The organism is Rhizobium sp. Root482 (assembly GCF_001426565.1).
In the GTDB taxonomy this organism is placed as follows: Bacteria; Pseudomonadota; Alphaproteobacteria; order Rhizobiales; family Rhizobiaceae; genus Pararhizobium.
In genome coordinates this window covers 79,233-95,214 of the sequence record NZ_LMFA01000004.1, presented here as the reverse complement: position 1 = coordinate 95,214, position 15,982 = coordinate 79,233, and the positions used below count along the sequence as shown (strand labels likewise).

Here is a 15,982-nt window from a genome sequence, read left to right as displayed (position 1 = left end):
GTTTTTTTGTGCCTGAACAGGCCCCGGTTGCGCTACGGCGCCGTGTTTCCCAGGCCGCGGGCCTTGAGGGCATCGGCGATTTCTTCCAGCACGGCAGGATCGTCGATCGTCGCCGGCATTTTCCAGCTTTCGCCATCGGCGAGCTTCTGCATCGTGCCGCGCAGGATCTTGCCCGAGCGGGTCTTCGGCAGGCGCTTGACGCAGATGACCGTCTTCAGCGCCGCAACCGGACCGATCCGCTCGCGCACCAAAGCGACGATTTCCCTTTCGATATCGGCGGTCTGGCGCGAGACATTGGCGTTGATGACCAGGAAGCCGGCGGGAACCTGGCCCTTGATCGCATCGGCAATGCCGATCACCGCGCATTCGGCGACATCCGCATGGCTGGCGCAGATTTCCTCCATCGATCCGGTGGATAGCCGGTGACCAGCGACATTGATGATATCGTCGGTGCGCGACATGATGAAGATATAGCCGTCCTCATCGATATAGCCAGCATCGGCGGTGCGGTAATAGCCGGGGAATTCGGCCAGGCAGTGCTGGCGAAAACGCTCGTCCGCCTTCCAGAAGGTCGGCAGGCAGCCGGGCGGCAACGGCAGCTTGATGACGACATTGCCGAGCGTGCCCCTGGCCACCGGGTGACCGGCATCGTCGAGAATCCGGACATCATAGCCCGGCAGCGGCACCGTCGCCGAGCCGTATTTGACCGGCAGAAGCCCGAGCCCGAGCGGATTTCCGGCCACCGGCCAGCCGGTTTCCGTCTGCCACCAATTGTCGATCACCGGCACGCGCAGCTGGGTTTCCGCCCAGGCGATCGTATCGGGATCGGCCCGCTCTCCGGCAAGGAACAGCGCTCGGAACCCGGAAAGGTCGCGACTGCGGATCAGATCGCCCTGCGGGTCTTCCTTGCGGATGGCGCGAAAGGCGGTGGGCGCCGTGAACAATGCCGCGACGCGGTGCTCCTCGATCACCCGCCAATAGGCGCCCGCATCGGGCGTGCCCACCGGCTTTCCCTCGTAGAGGATCGCCGTGCTGCCATTGAGGAGCGGTCCATAGACGATATAGCAATGACCGACGACCCAGCCGATATCGGACGCCGCCCAGAACACTTCGCCGGGTTTCACTCCGAAGAAATGTTCCATCGACCATTTGAGCGCGACCATATGGCCGCCATTGTCGCGTACCACGCCCTTGGGCTGGCCGGTCGTGCCGGATGTATAGAGGATATAGAGCGGATCGGTGGCAAGCACCGGCGTGCAGGCCATCTCGGCGCCGCGCGCCTTGGCCGACGAGACGGCGGTCGCAAAGTCGATATCGCGCTCCGCCACCAGTTCCGCCGTCAGTTGCGGGCGCTGGAAGACCAGGCAATGATCCGGCTTGTGCGGGCTGATCTCCATCGCCGCATCGAGCAGCGGCTTGTAAGCGATGGTCCGGCCGACTTCGATGCCGCAGCTGGCGGAAACGACCAGCTTTGCCTCGCAGTCCGAAATGCGGGCGGCCAGTTCGCTGGCCGCGAAACCGCCGAAGACGACGGAATGCACCGCGCCAATGCGCGCCGAGGCCAGCATGGCAAAAACAGCCTGGGGAATCATCGGCATGTAGATGACGATCCGGTCGCCTTTTCCAATGCCGAGATCGCGATAGACGCAGGCAAGTGCCGTGACCTCGGCCAGCATTGCCTCATAGGTCCAGTGTTCGATCGTTCCGGTGACAGGACTGTCGTAGATCATCGCATCCTGGCCGCCGCGGCCGGCGGCGATCTGGCGATCCAGGCAGTTGTAGCACGTATTGGTCTTGCCGCCGGTTAACCAGTGGCCATAGACGCCTTCCTGCGCGTCGAACACCCGGTCGAACGGTTCGAACCAGTCTATCTCCTGCGCCGCATCGGCCCAAAAACCCTCCGGATCCCGTTGCCATGCGCCATAGACGTCGAGATAGCTGCTCGCCATGATATCCTCCTCCGCTGCGGCAGGCCGGCCCGCCGGCGCCAAGCATAGGATATAGAGCCCCCGCCGAGAAGTCAGACGAAAGCGTAAGGAGGTTCAGCGCGTTCCGAAGATGGCCGAGCCGACCCTGACGCTGGTCGCGCCGAAGGCGACGGCGACATCGAAATCGCCGGACATGCCCATGGAGAGCCTGTCCAGCCCGCAACGCCCCGCAAGCCTGGCAAGCAGGGCGAAATGCGGACCGGGATTTTCATCGGCCGGCGGGATGCACATCAGCCCTTCGATCGGGATGCCGATGGTTTCGCGGCAAAGCCTGACGAAGGCCTCGGTCTGCTCAGGCGCAATGCCGGCCTTCTGCGGCTCGAGGCCGGTATTGACCTGGACATAGAGCCGCACGGCCTTGCCCTGGCGGGCCATTTCGGCAGCCAGGGCCCGGGCGATCTTCTCGCGGTCGATCGTTTCGATGACATCGAACAGCGCCACGGCATCCGCCGCCTTGTTGGATTGCAAAGGACCGATGAGATGAAGCGCGATCCCCGGTGTCTCCGTTTTCAGGGCGGGCCATTTGCCCTGCGCTTCCTGCACCCGGTTTTCACCAAAGACGCGCTGGCCGGCAGCGATGACGGGCCGGATCGCCTCGGCGGCGAAGGTCTTGGAGACGGCCACCAGCGAGACGGAACCGTCTTTCCGGTTCGCTGACGTCTCCGCCTGGCGAATCCGGCTCAGAACGTCATCCAGTCGTTCTTCCACCTGCATCATTCAGCCTCCATAGACCAAGCCGTCAAAAATCCTCAAGCCGGCATAGTCAAACCGGGCCGGACTGCCAAGCCCAAATGCCGCAGACACGCCGGTGCCTCAAAGTTTTTAACCCAAAGCCGTCCAAAACTTGACGCTACGCCTGTTTCATGGTGAAGGTCAGCCCAAATATTAAGGGCCGATTTTCCCGCCCCAAACTTCCGGACATGAGCATTATGGCGACCGAACGTTACAATCCACGCGATGCTGAACCCCGCTGGCAGCGGGAATGGGACGAGAACAATGTTTTCGTGACCGATAACGACGATCCGCGCGAAAAATATTACGTCCTCGAAATGTTCCCCTATCCGTCCGGCCGGATTCATATGGGGCATGTGCGCAACTATGCGATGGGCGATGTCGTCGCTCGCTACAAGCGCGCGCGCGGCTATAATGTGCTGCATCCGATGGGCTGGGATGCCTTCGGCATGCCGGCAGAAAATGCCGCCATGGAACGCGGCGTCCATCCGGCGAGCTGGACCTACCAGAACATCGCCTCGATGAAGGCGCAGCTGAAGGTCATGGGGCTTTCGCTCGACTGGTCGCGCGAATTCGCCACCTGCGATGTGGAATATTACCAGCACCAGCAGCATCTTTTCCTGGATTTCCTTGAAAAGGGCCTCGTCTATCGCAAGCAGTCCAAGGTTAACTGGGATCCGGTCGACAACACCGTGCTCGCCAACGAGCAGGTGATCGACGGGCGTGGCTGGCGTTCCGGCGCGCTGGTCGAGCAGCGCGAACTGACGCAGTGGTTCTTCCGCATCACCGATTTCAACCAGGACCTGCTCGATTCGCTCGACCAACTCGATCAATGGCCGGAAAAGGTCCGGCTGATGCAGAAGAACTGGATCGGCCGCTCGGAAGGCCTGACCATTCGCTGGGAGATCGTGCCCGGCACCGGCGCTAGCGACGCAACCGAGGTCGCCGTCTATACGACGCGGCCCGATACGCTGTTCGGTGCCTCGTTCCTGGCGATCGCCGCCGATCATCCGCTGGCACGCCAGGCCGCCGCCGGCAATGCCGAACTGGAGGCCTTCTGCGATGAATGCCGGCGCGCCGGTACGTCGCTCGCCGCCCTGGAAACAGCTGAGAAGAAGGGCATGGATACGGGAATCAGGGTCAGGCATCCGCTCGATCCCGATTGGGAACTGCCTGTTTACGTCGCCAATTTCGTGCTGATGGACTATGGCACCGGCGCGATCTTCGGCTGCCCCTCCGGCGACCAGCGCGACCTGGATTTCGCCCGCAGATACGACCTGCCGGTCGTTGCCGTAGTGATGCCCAAGGACGGTGATGCGTCGAGCTTTGCCATCGGCACGGAGGCCTATGTCGGCGACGGCGTGATGATCAATTCGCGTTTCCTCGACGGCATGTCCACCGAGGACGCCTTTGGCAAGGTCGCCTCCCTGCTGGAGGAAAAGAAGATCGGCGGCACACCGCAGGCCGAGCGCAAGGTCAATTTCCGCCTGCGTGACTGGGGCATTTCGCGCCAGCGCTACTGGGGCTGCCCGATCCCCGTGATCCATTGCGAGGATTGCGGCGTGGTTCCCGTGCCGAAGGCCGATCTGCCGGTAAAACTGCCCGAGGATGTGAGCTTCGACAAGCCGGGCAATCCGCTCGACCGTCATGCGACCTGGCGCAACGTGGCTTGCCCGCATTGCGGCAAGGATGCGCGCCGTGAAACCGACACGATGGATACCTTCGTCGATTCCTCCTGGTATTTCGCCCGGTTTACCGCGCCCTGGGAGACGAAGCCGACCAATCCGGCCGCCGTCGACCATTGGCTGCCGGTCGATCAATATATCGGCGGCATCGAGCACGCGATCCTGCATCTGCTCTATTCCAGGTTCTTTACCCGGGCAATGAAAGCCACCGGCCATGCCGGCCTCGACGAGCCTTTCAAAGGCCTCTTCACCCAGGGCATGGTGGTGCACGAGACCTATAGCCGCGGCGACGGCGCGCAGCGCGAATGGATCACGCCCGCGCAGATCCAGATCGAGGAACTGGACGGCAAGCGGCGGGCAACGCTGATCGAGACCGGCGAGGCGGTTGCCATCGGCTCGATCGAGAAAATGTCGAAATCGAAGAAGAACGTCGTCGATCCCGACGACATCATCGCCTCCTATGGCGCCGACACGGCCCGCTTCTTCGTGCTGTCGGACTCGCCGCCCGATCGGGACGTCATCTGGTCGGAATCCGGCGTCGAAGGCGCCCACCGCTTCGTCCAGCGGCTGTGGCGGCTGATTTCCGAGGCCTCCGCGGCATTGAAGGCCGCCGAGGCGCGTCCAGCCTCCGAAGGCCCCGCACTGGCGATCTCGCAGGCGGCCCACAGGACGCTGAAGGCCGTGCAGGCGGACTATGACAAGCTCGCCTTCAACAAGGCCGTGGCGCGGATTTACGAACTGGTCAACATGCTGGCCGGTCCGCTGGGCCAGGTCGGGGCCGGCACGGCCGATGCGGCGACGACGGCGGCCCTGAAGGATGCCACATCGATCCTGATCAGCCTTGTGGCGCCAATGATGCCACATCTGGCCGAACAGTGCTGGCAGGAGATTGGCGGCCAAGGGCTGGTCGCCCAATCGGCATGGCCGGCCTACCAGGACGCGCTGGTGGCCGAGAACGAGGTGACCATGCCGGTGCAGATCAACGGCAAGAAGCGCGCCGATTTGACAATCGCACGCGATGCGGACCAGACTGCGATCGAGAGTGCCGTCCTGGCGCTTGAGCCCGTCAAAGCCGCCTTGAACGGATCGAGCCCGAAGAAGATCATCGTCGTGCCGCAGAGGATCGTGAATGTCGTTGTCTGAGAACGCACGGAAATTGGCATGCCTCGCGATCCTCGGCACCGGCGTGGCAATCGCCGGATGCCAGGTCCGCCCGCTTTATTCGGAGGGTTCGACGGGAAAGCCGGCGCTGGCGCTGGCATCGATCGAGATTTCCGATGCGGACGATCGTGTCGAGCAGGATGTGCGCAATGCACTGATCTTTTTAACCTCGGGCGGCGCCGGCGAGCCGACAAATCCCGTCTATCACATGGCGCTGAACGTCACCTCGACGGCCAATGGCGTGCTCTATGACCAGGAATCCGACACGGCCGGCGCGGCGCGCGTCGTAGTCCGGGCCGACTACAATCTGACGCAAACAGCAACCGGTGAAACCGTCCGTTCCGGCAACCGCAGCGCCGTCGCCCTGGTCGATTTCTCCAAGCAGGAATTCGCCAAGCTGCGCGCGCTCCGCGACGCCGAAAAGCGCGCGGCGAAGGAGCTTGCCGAGATCATCCGGGCCGATATCGCCGCGGCGCTCGGCCGCTGAGCGGTATCGCGCCGGGGTAGCCGAATGAGCGACATCAAATCTCACGAATTCGACGCCTTTCTGCAGCGTCCGCTCGGGGACAATCGTCTCTTCCTGGTCTATGGGCCCGACCGTGGGCTCGTCTCCGAGCGCGCCGGCCAGATCGCGGCTAGAAGCAGCGTCGATCTTACCGATCCCTTTTCGCTGATCAGGCTCGACGGTTCCGATCTCCAGCAAAACCCGGGTCGCCTGCTCGACGAGGTCAATACGATCGGCCTGTTCGGTGGCGAAAAGCTCATCTGGGTCCGGGCAGGCGGCAGTGAAAAACCGCTTGTGGATGCTTTTTCCCTTCTGGCGCAGCAGCCTTCGGTCGCGAGCTTCGTCATCGTTGAGGCGGGCGATCTGAAGAAGAGTGCGGCCCTGCGCAAGACCGGCGAAGCCCGCTCGGTCATCTCCGTCGCCTGCTACAGCGACGATGCGCGCGCAATCAGCGTCTTGATCGACCAGGAATTGGGGCAGGCGGGCATGCGCATCTCGCCGGCGGCGCGGGAAAGGCTCAACGAGGCGCTGGGCGGCGACAGGATCGCTTCGCGCAACGAGATCCGCAAGCTCCTCCTCTATTGCGCCGGGATGGCGGTGATCGAGGAGGAACACGTGATGGATATCGTCGGTGATGCCAGCGCGGTTTCGGTGGATGATGCGGTCGACGCCGTTCTGAAGGGTGACCCGGATGGGCTCCAGCACGCGATCGCCAAGATCGTCGCGTCAAAAACGGCGATCTTCCTCGTCCTCCAGGCCTGTTTGAAGCAGTTCCAGCTGCTGGATGTGATGCGCTCCGAAATGGATGACAAGCGGCAACAGCCTTCGCAGGTCGTGGCGTCGCTGGGCCGCCATCTGCATTTCCGCCGCAAGCCCCTGATCGAATCCGCTCTTCGGACCTGGACGTCGCAGGCGATCCGGCGCGAATCGAGCCGTCTGCAGACCGCCATCTTCCAGAGCCGCTCGCGACAGAGCCTTGAAGACAGTATTGCCATGCATGCTTTGCTGGCGATAACCCTTCAGTCCGCCCGTAAGTAACTGAAAGTACTTCACTTTACGGACGTTACGTCTCCGAATCGATCAGCGGCGCTCAAGCAGTCGGCAGATTTCCTCGAGTTGATCCAGGGTCTTGTAGGAAATCCGCAACTGGCCGCCGCTTGCCTTGTGATTGACGGTGACGTCGAGGCCGAGACTGTCGGTGAGCGTGCGCTCAAGTGCCAGCGTATCGGCGTCCTTCTCTTCCCTGGCTGACGGCTTGCCATAGGAGGGGTCGTTCTGCGCGCGGATATCGTTCTGGGCCAGGCGCTCGGTATCACGCACTGAAAGCCCCTTGGCTACGATAGCTTTCGCCAGTGCGACCGGATCGGACGTCGGGATCAGGGCGCGGGCGTGGCCGGCCGAGAGAGTGCCGGAAGAGAGCATGTCACGAACCGGATCAGGCAATTTCAACAGCCGAAGGCTATTGGCGACATGGCTGCGGCTCTTGCCGATAATTTCTCCCAGGTCATTTTGCGTATAACCATGCTCGGCGATCAGCTGATCATATCCAAGCGCTTCTTCGAGTGGGTTGAGGTCCGACCTCTGGACGTTCTCGACAATGGCGATCTCCAGCGCCGTGCGATCGTCCACATCGCGAACGATAACCGGGATATCGGTAAAACCGGCCAGTTGAGCCGCCCGCCAGCGCCGCTCACCGGCGATGATCTCGAATCGGTCTTCAGCAAGAGTGCGCACCACTACGGGCTGAACGATGCCGTGCTGGCGAACGGAGCTTGCCAGATCCTGAAGCTCGGCCTCGTCGAAGCTGCGGCGCGGATTGCGCGGATTGCGCGTGATGAACTCGATAGGCACTCGGCGATCGGCACTGACTGACGAAGCGAGTGCGCTTGCCGGTAGGGGCTGATCCATCTCGCCGATCAGTGCTGCCAGACCGCGGCCGAGGCGTCGTCTCGAATTATCGTCATTCATGGTTTCTACTCACGCTAAATCGTTACGATGTCGAATCGGTTCTATGCCGCCCGTCGTACTCGCTCACGCTGGATGACTTCTGATGCCAGTTGAAGATAGGCCTGGCTGCCCGCGCATTTAAGATCGTAAAGAATGGCCGGCTTGCCATAGGATGGGGCCTCCGAGACCCGCACATTGCGCGGGATCAGTGTATGATAGACCTTTTCACCCAAATGTGTCCGAACATCGTTGACGACCTGCTGCGCCAGGTTGTTGCGGGAATCGAACATGGTCAACACGATCCCCTGGATATCCAATGTCGGATTCACGGATCGTCGCACTTGATCGACCGTTTCGAGCAGCTGGCTAAGGCCTTCCAGCGCAAAAAACTCGCACTGCAAGGGCACCAGAACGGAGTGTGCGGCCGCCATGGCATTCATCGTCAACAGGTTGAAAGAGGGAGGGCAATCGACGAGAACATAGGAATAGGTGAGCGCTTCCGGCGCCGACAGAGCCTTGCGCAGGCGGAAGACGCGGTCGCTCTCGCGGGAAATCTCCATCTCCAACCCAAGCAGATCCATGGTTGAAGGAATGATCGAGAGATTGGGGACGACCGTATTCTGGACCACATCCGCAACGGAATGGGTCCCGATCATCAGTTCATAGGAAGAGAGCTTACGATCCCGGCGTTGTATGCCGAGACCGGTGCTGGCATTACCCTGTGGATCGAGATCGACGATCAACACTTGCTCGCCGATCGCCGCCAGCGCGGTGGCAAGATTTATGGCTGTCGTTGTCTTTCCGACGCCACCCTTCTGGTTGGCGATCGTGATAATGCGGTTCTTCTCGCCTGCCATTGCCTATTCCGCCGTTTTAACGCGATGCGCTAGATTTTTGACCTCGAGCACGACCGAATCCGGCTCGATGACGCTTTGATGTTTTACCAGATCGAAATCAAAGCGGCCAATCGCTTTGTCGATCTCCTGCTGATAATCCCGGCCTTTATGGAAAAAAGCGGTCGGCCTGTTCTCCTGAGACATCCAGGGCGAGCAATAATCTAGCAATTGCTCCAGATCGGCCAATGCCCGCGCCGAAATCGCGTCGCAGGTCGGTATATGTTTGCGCGCTTCCTCTATGCGGACGGGATGGACAGACCCGCGCGCTCCGGTCTCGTTCAGAGCAACACGCAGAAAAGCCGCCTTCTTATTGTTGCTTTCCACCAGATGCACCCATCCATCCTTCAGCTCCGCCAGGAAGATGGCGGTGACGATGCCGGGGAAGCCGCCGCCGCTACCCAGATCAATCCAGCGCTTTGCGCCCGGATGAAGTTGGTAGATTTGAGCGCTGTCCGCAATATGGCGAGTCCAGAGATCATTAAGTGTCGATGGCGCAACAAGGTTGATCGACTTGGCCCATTTTTGGAAAAGGGCGGCAAAATGATCCAGTCGTTCCGCGGTTTCACGTGAAACACGTTGGCCGTTCAGGCTTTGTCGAGGACTCGCAGTCATTGCATAACGCGCTTTTCGATTGTGGGAGAACGCTCCGCCTTGGCCAAGTGGGCAAGAAGCAGCGAGATGGCAGAGGGTGTAATCCCGTCCACCTTCGTGGCTTGAGCTAGGTTACGCGGTCGCGCCTTCTCAAGTTTCTGCTTCAACTCGTTGGAAAGCCCCGACAGGCTGTGGAAGTCGAAGTCATCAGGTATATCACGGCTCTCTTCCCTCTGGACTGCCAAAATATCCGCGGCCTGCCTGTGCATGTAAACCGCATAGGTCGCATCGATTTCCAGCGCTTCCGCCAGCTTTTCGGGAAGCGCTGCCAGTTGCGGCCAGACGCGTGAGAGCGAAGCGATCGTATGATCGGCATAGGAGAGAAGCTCGAACGCCGATCGGCGCTGCCCATCCAGATTGAGTTTCAATCCGAGCTTCAGGCCCTCCGTTGGCGTAATCGCCAGCGCCTTCAACATATCGGCGCCAGCGGCCAAATCCTCGGTCCAGCGGCGAAATCTTCCAGCTCGATCCGAACTGACGCAACCCAGAGCAATCGCGTCCGGCGTCAACCGCACATCGGCGTTATCGGCACGAAGCGATAGTCTGTACTCCGCCCGGGAGGTAAACATTCGATACGGCTCTTCGATCCCACGTGTGGTCAGATCATCGATCATGACGCCAATATAGGAATTCGTACGGCTGAAGATATGACGGGGGCTGCCGGCACAGAGCAAAGCGGCGTTCAGGCCGGCGACAAGGCCCTGGGCTCCCGCTTCTTCGTAACCCGTTGTTCCATTGATCTGACCCGCGAGGAACAGCCCCGGGATTTTATTTACCTCTAGTGAGGCCGACAATTCCCTTGGATCAACGTGATCATACTCGATCGCATAGCCGGGCTGAAGGATCGACACAGTCTCGAGACCGGGGATGGTGCGAATAAAGGCCCGCTGTACCTCTTCCGGCAGCGATGTGGAGATGCCGTTCGGATAAACCGTATCGTCGTCTAGCCCTTCCGGCTCAAGAAAGATCTGGTGACCATCCCGCTCGCCGAACTTGACGATCTTGTCTTCAATCGACGGGCAATAGCGCGGGCCCACCCCTTCGATCTGGCCGGAGTACATGGCCGACTGGGACAGATTGTCAGCGATCAGCTTATGAGTCGCCTCTACTGTACGGGTCACACCGCATTCTATCTGCCTGTTGGAAATATGGTCGGTCATGAAAGAAAAGGGAACCGGATGCTCGTCGGCGCCCTGGCGTCCAACGGACTGCCAGTCGATAGTTCTGCCATCCAGCCGCGCCGGTGTTCCGGTTTTCAAGCGTCCGAGCCGAAGGCCAAACTGTTCCAGCGTTTTGGACAGACCGAGGCTGGGCTGCTCGCCGACGCGGCCGGCCGGAATTTTCCGTTTGCCGATATGGATCAAACCGCGCAGAAATGTTCCGGTCGTCAGGACGACGGCGCCACAAGAGAAGAACCGGCCATCGGCAAGTTCAACGCCACTTACGCGCCCCTCCTGCAGCCGCAGGTCGAAAGCGTCGCCTTCAATGACCTGCAGACCGGGGATATTGCCGATTTCCAGCTGCATGGCCTGGCGATAGAGTTTTCGGTCCGCCTGCGTGCGAGGGCCTCGAACGGCGGGGCCCTTGCGACGGTTGAGCAAACGGAACTGGATACCCGCCGCATCGGCAACACGGCCCATCAAGCCATCAAGTGCATCAATTTCCCGGACGAGATGGCCTTTACCCAAGCCGCCAATCGCCGGATTGCAGGACATGACGCCGATCGTGTCCTTTTTGTGCGTCAAAAGCGCGGTTCTTGCCCCCAAGCGCGCGGCAGCGCTCGCTGCCTCGCAGCCAGCGTGACCACCGCCGATAATGATGACGTCATAATCAGACATAGTCTGTCTCCATCGACACGAATCGTTTCACGTGAAACATGCGCCACGACTCGCTGAGATTGTAACAATGCTACTTGCCGATGCAAAACTGCGAGAAGATAACGTCGAGCAAATCTTCAACATCCACTCTGCCAGTGATCCGGCCAAGCGCATCGCCCGCCTGTCGCAAATATTCGGCCTGAATATCCAGTCCGCGATCGTCATGCAACAGGCTGAGTTCAATCGCGTCCTTTGCCTGCTTCAGGCAACTGACATGCCGCTTTCGCGTTGGCAGCGAAAGAGCCGAGCTTTCCGAGAGATCAGGAAGGAATTTCGTGATCGCCGATATCAGTCCATCTACACCCTGGCCTGTCGCCGTCGATATCAATATATCAGCCGCCGCCTTATCCCATAGTTCGGGATCGCGATCAATCTTTGTTCCAACGCGCAGAACCGGCTTCGCGGCGGCTCCCGTCACATCCATCGGAAAACCGTCCGGCCGATCGGCAAGCAAGAGAATGAGATCTGCCTGTTCCAGCGTCGCATAGGCACGGCGAATCCCTTCCTGCTCGACCCGATCCCGAGTTTCACGCAGACCGGCCGTATCGAACAGCCGGACACTGAATCCGGCTAAGGAAAGGTCCACCGAAATGACATCGCGCGTTGTACCGGCTATGTCGGTGACGATGGCGATATCCCGCTTAGCCAAGCTATTGAGAAGACTAGACTTTCCAACATTTGGCTCGCCGACGATGACGATTTTCAGCCCATCCCGGATGATTTCGGCAAGGCCGGCACCGGCCAAGTGCTGATCGATTTCACTTCGAAGCTTCTGCATATCGGACCAGATCTGCTCAGCCACCGATCCAGGCACATCGTCCTCGTCGGCAAAATCCAGTTCGGCCTCGATCATCGCCCTTGCGTGAACCAGGCGGCGCGCCCAGTTCCCGTAAAGATCGGAGAGCCGGCCGCTGGAATGTTCCTGTGCCAAGCGCCGCTGCATTTCGGTTTCAGCGGCGATCAGATCGGCGAGGCCCTCCACTTCGACAAGGTCGAGCTTGCCATTGTGAAAGGCGCGCCTGGAAAACTCTCCGGGCTCCGCATGCCGCAGGCCCGTCACGGCCGAGAGTTCCCGCAGGATCGCCTCCACGACTGCCCTTCCGCCATGAACCTGCAGCTCCGCGCAATCCTCTCCCGTGAAGGAGGCGGGGGCCGCGAAGAACAAGACGAGGCCCTGGTCGAGCATTTCACCGTTTCGGCCACGAATCGACCTGAGCGTGGCTTGCCGGGCGACGGGAACTGTCCCGCAGATAGCCTGCAGCGTCGTACGTGTCTGCGGTCCGCTGATGCGAATGACGCCCACACCTGCCGGCAGGCTGCCGGAGGAAAGCGCGTAGATCGTATCGGCCATGGCCTGGCTCCGGTCGTGGTTCGTGATCTCCAACGGCAGTCGCCTCCGCATCACCGCTGAGATCAATGAATCCGGGTAAAGATCGACTTCAGAAATGCAAAAGCCCAGGACAGGCCTGGGCTCCGCACGACGATGTTCGCCCCGATCAGGTGTTCATCGAGTCGAAGAAATCGCCGTTCGTCTTGGTCTGTTTCAGCTTGTCGATCAGGAATTCGATCGCGTCCGTCGTTCCCATCGGCGCAAGGATGCGGCGCAGGACGAAGATCTTCTGCAGATCCTGGCGCGGCACGAGCAGGTCTTCCTTGCGGGTACCGGATTTGAGAATATCCATCGACGGGAAGATGCGCTTGTCGGCGACCTTACGATCGAGCACGATTTCGGAATTGCCGGTGCCCTTGAACTCTTCGAAGATCACTTCGTCCATGCGGCTGCCGGTATCGATGAGGGCGGTAGCAATGATCGTCAGCGAGCCGCCTTCCTCTATATTGCGGGCGGCGCCAAAGAAGCGCTTCGGCCGCTGCAGGGCATTGGCATCGACACCGCCCGTCAGGACCTTGCCAGACGACGGAACGACGGTGTTGTAGGCGCGGCCGAGGCGGGTGATCGAATCGAGCAGGATGACGACATCGCGGCCGTGTTCGACCAGGCGCTTGGCCTTCTCGATGACCATTTCAGCAACCTGCACGTGGCGCGTGGCCGGCTCGTCGAAGGTCGAGGAGACGACCTCGCCCTTGACCGAGCGCTGCATGTCGGTGACTTCCTCGGGCCGCTCGTCGATCAACAGCACGATCAGGTAGCATTCCGGATGGTTGGCGGTGATCGAATGGGCGATGTTCTGCAGGAGAACGGTCTTACCGGTGCGCGGCGGTGCGACGATCAGGCCGCGCTGGCCCTTGCCGAGCGGCGCGATCAGGTCGATGACGCGGGCGGAAAGGTCCTTTGAAGTGGGAACCTCGAGCTCCATCTTGAAGCGCTCGTTCGGATAGAGCGGCGTCAGATTGTCGAAATGGACCTTGTGGCGGATCTTTTCCGGATCCTCGAAATTGATCGTGTTGACCTTGAGGAGCGCGAAATAACGTTCGCCCTCCTTCGGTCCGCGGATCGGGCCTTCGACCGTATCGCCGGTTTTCAGCGAGAAGCGGCGGATCTGCGAGGGGGAAATGTAGATATCGTCGGGGCCGGGCAGATAATTGGCATTGGCTGAGCGCAGGAAGCCGAAACCATCCTGCAGCACTTCGACGACGCCTTCACCGATGATCTCGACATCCTGGCTGGCCAGCATTTTCAGGATCGCGAACATCAGTTCCTGCTTGCGCATGACACTGGCGTTCTCGACCTCGACCTGCTCGGCAAACGCCAGGAGATCGGTCGCGGATTTGTTCTTAAGTTCTTGTAGCTTCATTTCAGCCATGAAGGGGGACCACACTAGGAAATCGGAATGGAAGGTCGGCGTGTTGGGGAGCTGCCGAGGGGGCAGGCTCGTAACGTTACACATGCCACGAAAGAGGAGATGGCGCGAAAATAGCGTTTCACTCGATGCGCCGCAAGGGGTCTGGCGAAATAACCGGTCGTTTCATCCATCAACGTCGCAGATTCAAAAAGGTTTCACCACGGCCATGATGACGATGAGGATCATCAAGAGCGTCGGAGCCTCGTTCATCAGCCGCCAATAACGCGCCGAGCGGGTGTTCTCGTCGCGCCCGAAGGCCCGTACCGCGCGGCTGAACCGCATATGGACGCCGGTCAGAAGAACGACAAACAGCAGCTTGGCATGCAGCCAGCCGCCCTGGAAGCCGTAGACCGTCCAGGCGAGGTAGAGGCCAAGTCCCCAGCTGATCATCATCGCCGGATTCATGATCACCTTCAAAAGCCGCTGCTCCATCATCTTGAAGGTTTCCGACTGCTCCGATCCCGGCGCCGCGTCGGTGTGGTAGATGAACAGGCGAGGCATGTAGAGCAGCGCCGCCATCCAGGACATGACGGCGATGATGTGCAGGGCCTTGATCCAGAGATAGAGGTCGTCCGGCTTAAACAGCAAGAGCCCGGCCAGAAGCGCAACGAAAAGGCTGATCGCGACAAAGGCGCGCAAGCGGGCCCGTCTTCCGGGCGCGCTGTCGGTTTGCCGCTCGCTCATGCGCTCGTCCCGCGCACCCGCGCGACCAGCCGCGAGACATGGTCAGGGTCCGCCTGCGGGGTAATGCCATGGCCGAGATTGAAGATCAGCGGACCATGACCGAGGCGCTGCAGGATCGCGTCGATCCCCTCGTCCAGCGCCTGTCCACCCGCCACCACTCGCATCGGGTCGAGATTGCCCTGGACCGGCCCGTCCTTCTGCAACTCGGCGGCAAAGGAAAGTGGCACCGACCAATCGAGACCGATCGAATCGGCGCGCGTCGCCTGGCGGTAATCCTTGAGCAGAATCCCGGCGCCCTTGGCAAAGGCGATGATCTTTGCTTGTGGGCGGCGGGCTCTGACACTGTCGATCATCCGACGGACGGGCTCCACGGCATAACGCTTGAACTCGCTTTCGCCGAGAACGCCCGCCCAGCTATCGAAGATCTGAACCGCATCGGCGCCGGCATCAATCTGCTCGACCAGGTAATCGGCGGAAACATCGGCAAGGAGGGCGAGCAGCCGGTCGAATTCTTTGGGATGCCGATAGGCGAACAACCGTGCCGGTGCCTGGTCCGGCGTTCCCTGTCCGGCGATCATATAGGTCGCCACCGTCCAGGGCGCGCCACAGAAGCCGAGCAGGGTCGTTTCCACCGGTAGTTCCTGCCGCAGGCGGGCAACCGTTTCGATCACGGGCCGCAGATGCGAAGAGACAGGCTTCACGTCGAGCTTGCCAATCTCTTCGGCAGCAATCGGATCCATGCGCGGCCCGTGCCCTTCCTCGAACCGCACATTGCGCTTCAAGGCATCTGGAATGACCAGAATATCCGAGAAGAGGATGGCCGCATCAAAGCCATAACGGCGGATCGGCTGCAGGGTTACTTCCACCGCCATTTCGGGCGAATAACAGAGATCGAGGAAACTGCCGGCCTGTTTCCGCGTCTGTCGATATTCCGGGAGATAGCGTCCTGCCTGCCGCATCAGCCAGATCGGGGGAGGCGAGAGCGTTTCGCCCTTCAACACCTGTAGCACCTTTCGGCTTTGCGCACTCACCGGATATGTTCTCCCATCTTAAAA

Annotated in this window: 13 protein-coding genes; 3 read left to right on the top strand and 10 right to left on the bottom strand. The window is 60.7% G+C overall.

The features are described from left to right. Positions 1 to 32 precede the first annotated feature (32 nt). On the bottom strand, positions 33 to 1,949 hold the full coding sequence (locus tag ASD31_RS05020) for a propionyl-CoA synthetase (protein WP_056330278.1): 1,917 nt from the start codon (positions 1,947 to 1,949) through the stop codon (positions 33 to 35). 93 nt (positions 1,950 to 2,042) lie between these two features. Further along, a complete protein-coding gene (locus ASD31_RS05015; protein ID WP_056330369.1) occupies positions 2,043 to 2,702 on the bottom strand; it encodes a YggS family pyridoxal phosphate-dependent enzyme in 660 nt (219 codons plus the stop codon). Positions 2,703 to 2,917: 215 nt separating this feature from the next. Here ASD31_RS05015 and leuS point away from each other — a divergent pair, with 215 nt between their 5' ends. From leuS to holA, 3 genes are read left to right on the top strand one after another with little or no spacing between them, the layout of a single operon-like run. Then, positions 2,918 to 5,548 carry a leucine--tRNA ligase gene (gene leuS / locus ASD31_RS05010; RefSeq protein ID WP_056330276.1) on the top strand — a complete coding sequence of 877 codons (2,631 nt, stop codon included), beginning with the start codon at positions 2,918 to 2,920 and terminating at the stop codon, positions 5,546 to 5,548. Continuing rightward, positions 5,535 to 6,053, top strand: coding sequence for an LPS assembly lipoprotein LptE (locus ASD31_RS05005; RefSeq protein WP_056330273.1), 519 nt, complete (start codon positions 5,535 to 5,537; stop codon positions 6,051 to 6,053). The genes leuS and ASD31_RS05005 overlap by 14 nt, the downstream gene beginning before the upstream one ends. Before the next feature lie 24 nt (positions 6,054 to 6,077). After that, positions 6,078 to 7,109: a DNA polymerase III subunit delta gene (holA, locus tag ASD31_RS05000; protein ID WP_056330271.1), complete on the top strand. Its 1,032-nt coding sequence runs from the start codon at positions 6,078 to 6,080 to the stop codon at positions 7,107 to 7,109. Between the two features lie 42 nt (positions 7,110 to 7,151). Here holA and ASD31_RS04995 read toward each other — a convergent pair whose 3' ends face one another. The 8 genes from ASD31_RS04995 to hemE form a co-directional block, all read right to left on the bottom strand. After that, positions 7,152 to 8,039 (bottom strand): ParB/RepB/Spo0J family partition protein, encoded by an 888-nt coding sequence (locus ASD31_RS04995; protein WP_056330268.1) that lies wholly within the window; start codon positions 8,037 to 8,039, stop codon positions 7,152 to 7,154. Between the two features lie 41 nt (positions 8,040 to 8,080). Then, positions 8,081 to 8,875, bottom strand: coding sequence for a ParA family protein (locus ASD31_RS04990; protein ID WP_056330265.1), 795 nt, complete (start codon positions 8,873 to 8,875; stop codon positions 8,081 to 8,083). Positions 8,876 to 8,878: 3 nt separating this feature from the next. Continuing rightward, complete coding sequence (gene rsmG / locus ASD31_RS04985; RefSeq protein WP_056330263.1) at positions 8,879 to 9,526, bottom strand: 16S rRNA (guanine(527)-N(7))-methyltransferase RsmG; 648 nt, start codon at positions 9,524 to 9,526, stop codon at positions 8,879 to 8,881. Next, the gene (gene mnmG / locus ASD31_RS04980) at positions 9,523 to 11,403 is read right to left on the bottom strand and encodes a tRNA uridine-5-carboxymethylaminomethyl(34) synthesis enzyme MnmG (RefSeq protein ID WP_056330260.1); all 1,881 of its coding nucleotides are present in this window, start codon (positions 11,401 to 11,403) and stop codon (positions 9,523 to 9,525) included. Before mnmG ends, rsmG begins: the two co-directional genes overlap by 4 nt. A 70-nt stretch (positions 11,404 to 11,473) precedes the next feature. After that, positions 11,474 to 12,793 carry a tRNA uridine-5-carboxymethylaminomethyl(34) synthesis GTPase MnmE gene (gene mnmE / locus ASD31_RS04975; protein ID WP_056330257.1) on the bottom strand — a complete coding sequence of 440 codons (1,320 nt, stop codon included), beginning with the start codon at positions 12,791 to 12,793 and terminating at the stop codon, positions 11,474 to 11,476. Between the two features lie 145 nt (positions 12,794 to 12,938). After that, complete coding sequence (gene rho, locus ASD31_RS04970; RefSeq protein ID WP_156392515.1) at positions 12,939 to 14,204, bottom strand: transcription termination factor Rho; 1,266 nt, start codon at positions 14,202 to 14,204, stop codon at positions 12,939 to 12,941. A gap of 183 nt (positions 14,205 to 14,387) precedes the next feature. After that, positions 14,388 to 14,927 (bottom strand): protoporphyrinogen oxidase HemJ, encoded by a 540-nt coding sequence (hemJ, locus tag ASD31_RS04965; RefSeq protein ID WP_056330251.1) that lies wholly within the window; start codon positions 14,925 to 14,927, stop codon positions 14,388 to 14,390. After that, positions 14,924 to 15,958 carry a uroporphyrinogen decarboxylase gene (gene hemE, locus ASD31_RS04960; RefSeq protein WP_056330248.1) on the bottom strand — a complete coding sequence of 345 codons (1,035 nt, stop codon included), beginning with the start codon at positions 15,956 to 15,958 and terminating at the stop codon, positions 14,924 to 14,926. The genes hemJ and hemE overlap by 4 nt, the downstream gene beginning before the upstream one ends. Between the last annotated feature and the right edge of the window lie 24 nt (positions 15,959 to 15,982).

Coding starts and splice junctions, on each gene's coding strand:
- rho (WP_156392515.1), bottom strand. CDS start 14,204: ATGGCTGAAATGAAGCTACAAGAACTTAAGAACAAATCCGCGACCGAT.
- rsmG (WP_056330263.1), bottom strand. CDS start 9,526: ATGACTGCGAGTCCTCGACAAAGCCTGAACGGCCAACGTGTTTCACGT.
- ASD31_RS04995 (WP_056330268.1), bottom strand. CDS start 8,039: ATGAATGACGATAATTCGAGACGACGCCTCGGCCGCGGTCTGGCAGCA.
- holA (WP_056330271.1), top strand. CDS start 6,078: ATGAGCGACATCAAATCTCACGAATTCGACGCCTTTCTGCAGCGTCCG.
- mnmG (WP_056330260.1), bottom strand. CDS start 11,403: ATGTCTGATTATGACGTCATCATTATCGGCGGTGGTCACGCTGGCTGC.
- ASD31_RS05005 (WP_056330273.1), top strand. CDS start 5,535: ATGTCGTTGTCTGAGAACGCACGGAAATTGGCATGCCTCGCGATCCTC.
- hemJ (WP_056330251.1), bottom strand. CDS start 14,927: ATGAGCGAGCGGCAAACCGACAGCGCGCCCGGAAGACGGGCCCGCTTG.
- ASD31_RS05020 (WP_056330278.1), bottom strand. CDS start 1,949: ATGGCGAGCAGCTATCTCGACGTCTATGGCGCATGGCAACGGGATCCG.
- mnmE (WP_056330257.1), bottom strand. CDS start 12,793: ATGGCCGATACGATCTACGCGCTTTCCTCCGGCAGCCTGCCGGCAGGT.
- leuS (WP_056330276.1), top strand. CDS start 2,918: ATGGCGACCGAACGTTACAATCCACGCGATGCTGAACCCCGCTGGCAG.
- ASD31_RS05015 (WP_056330369.1), bottom strand. CDS start 2,702: ATGCAGGTGGAAGAACGACTGGATGACGTTCTGAGCCGGATTCGCCAG.
- ASD31_RS04990 (WP_056330265.1), bottom strand. CDS start 8,875: ATGGCAGGCGAGAAGAACCGCATTATCACGATCGCCAACCAGAAGGGT.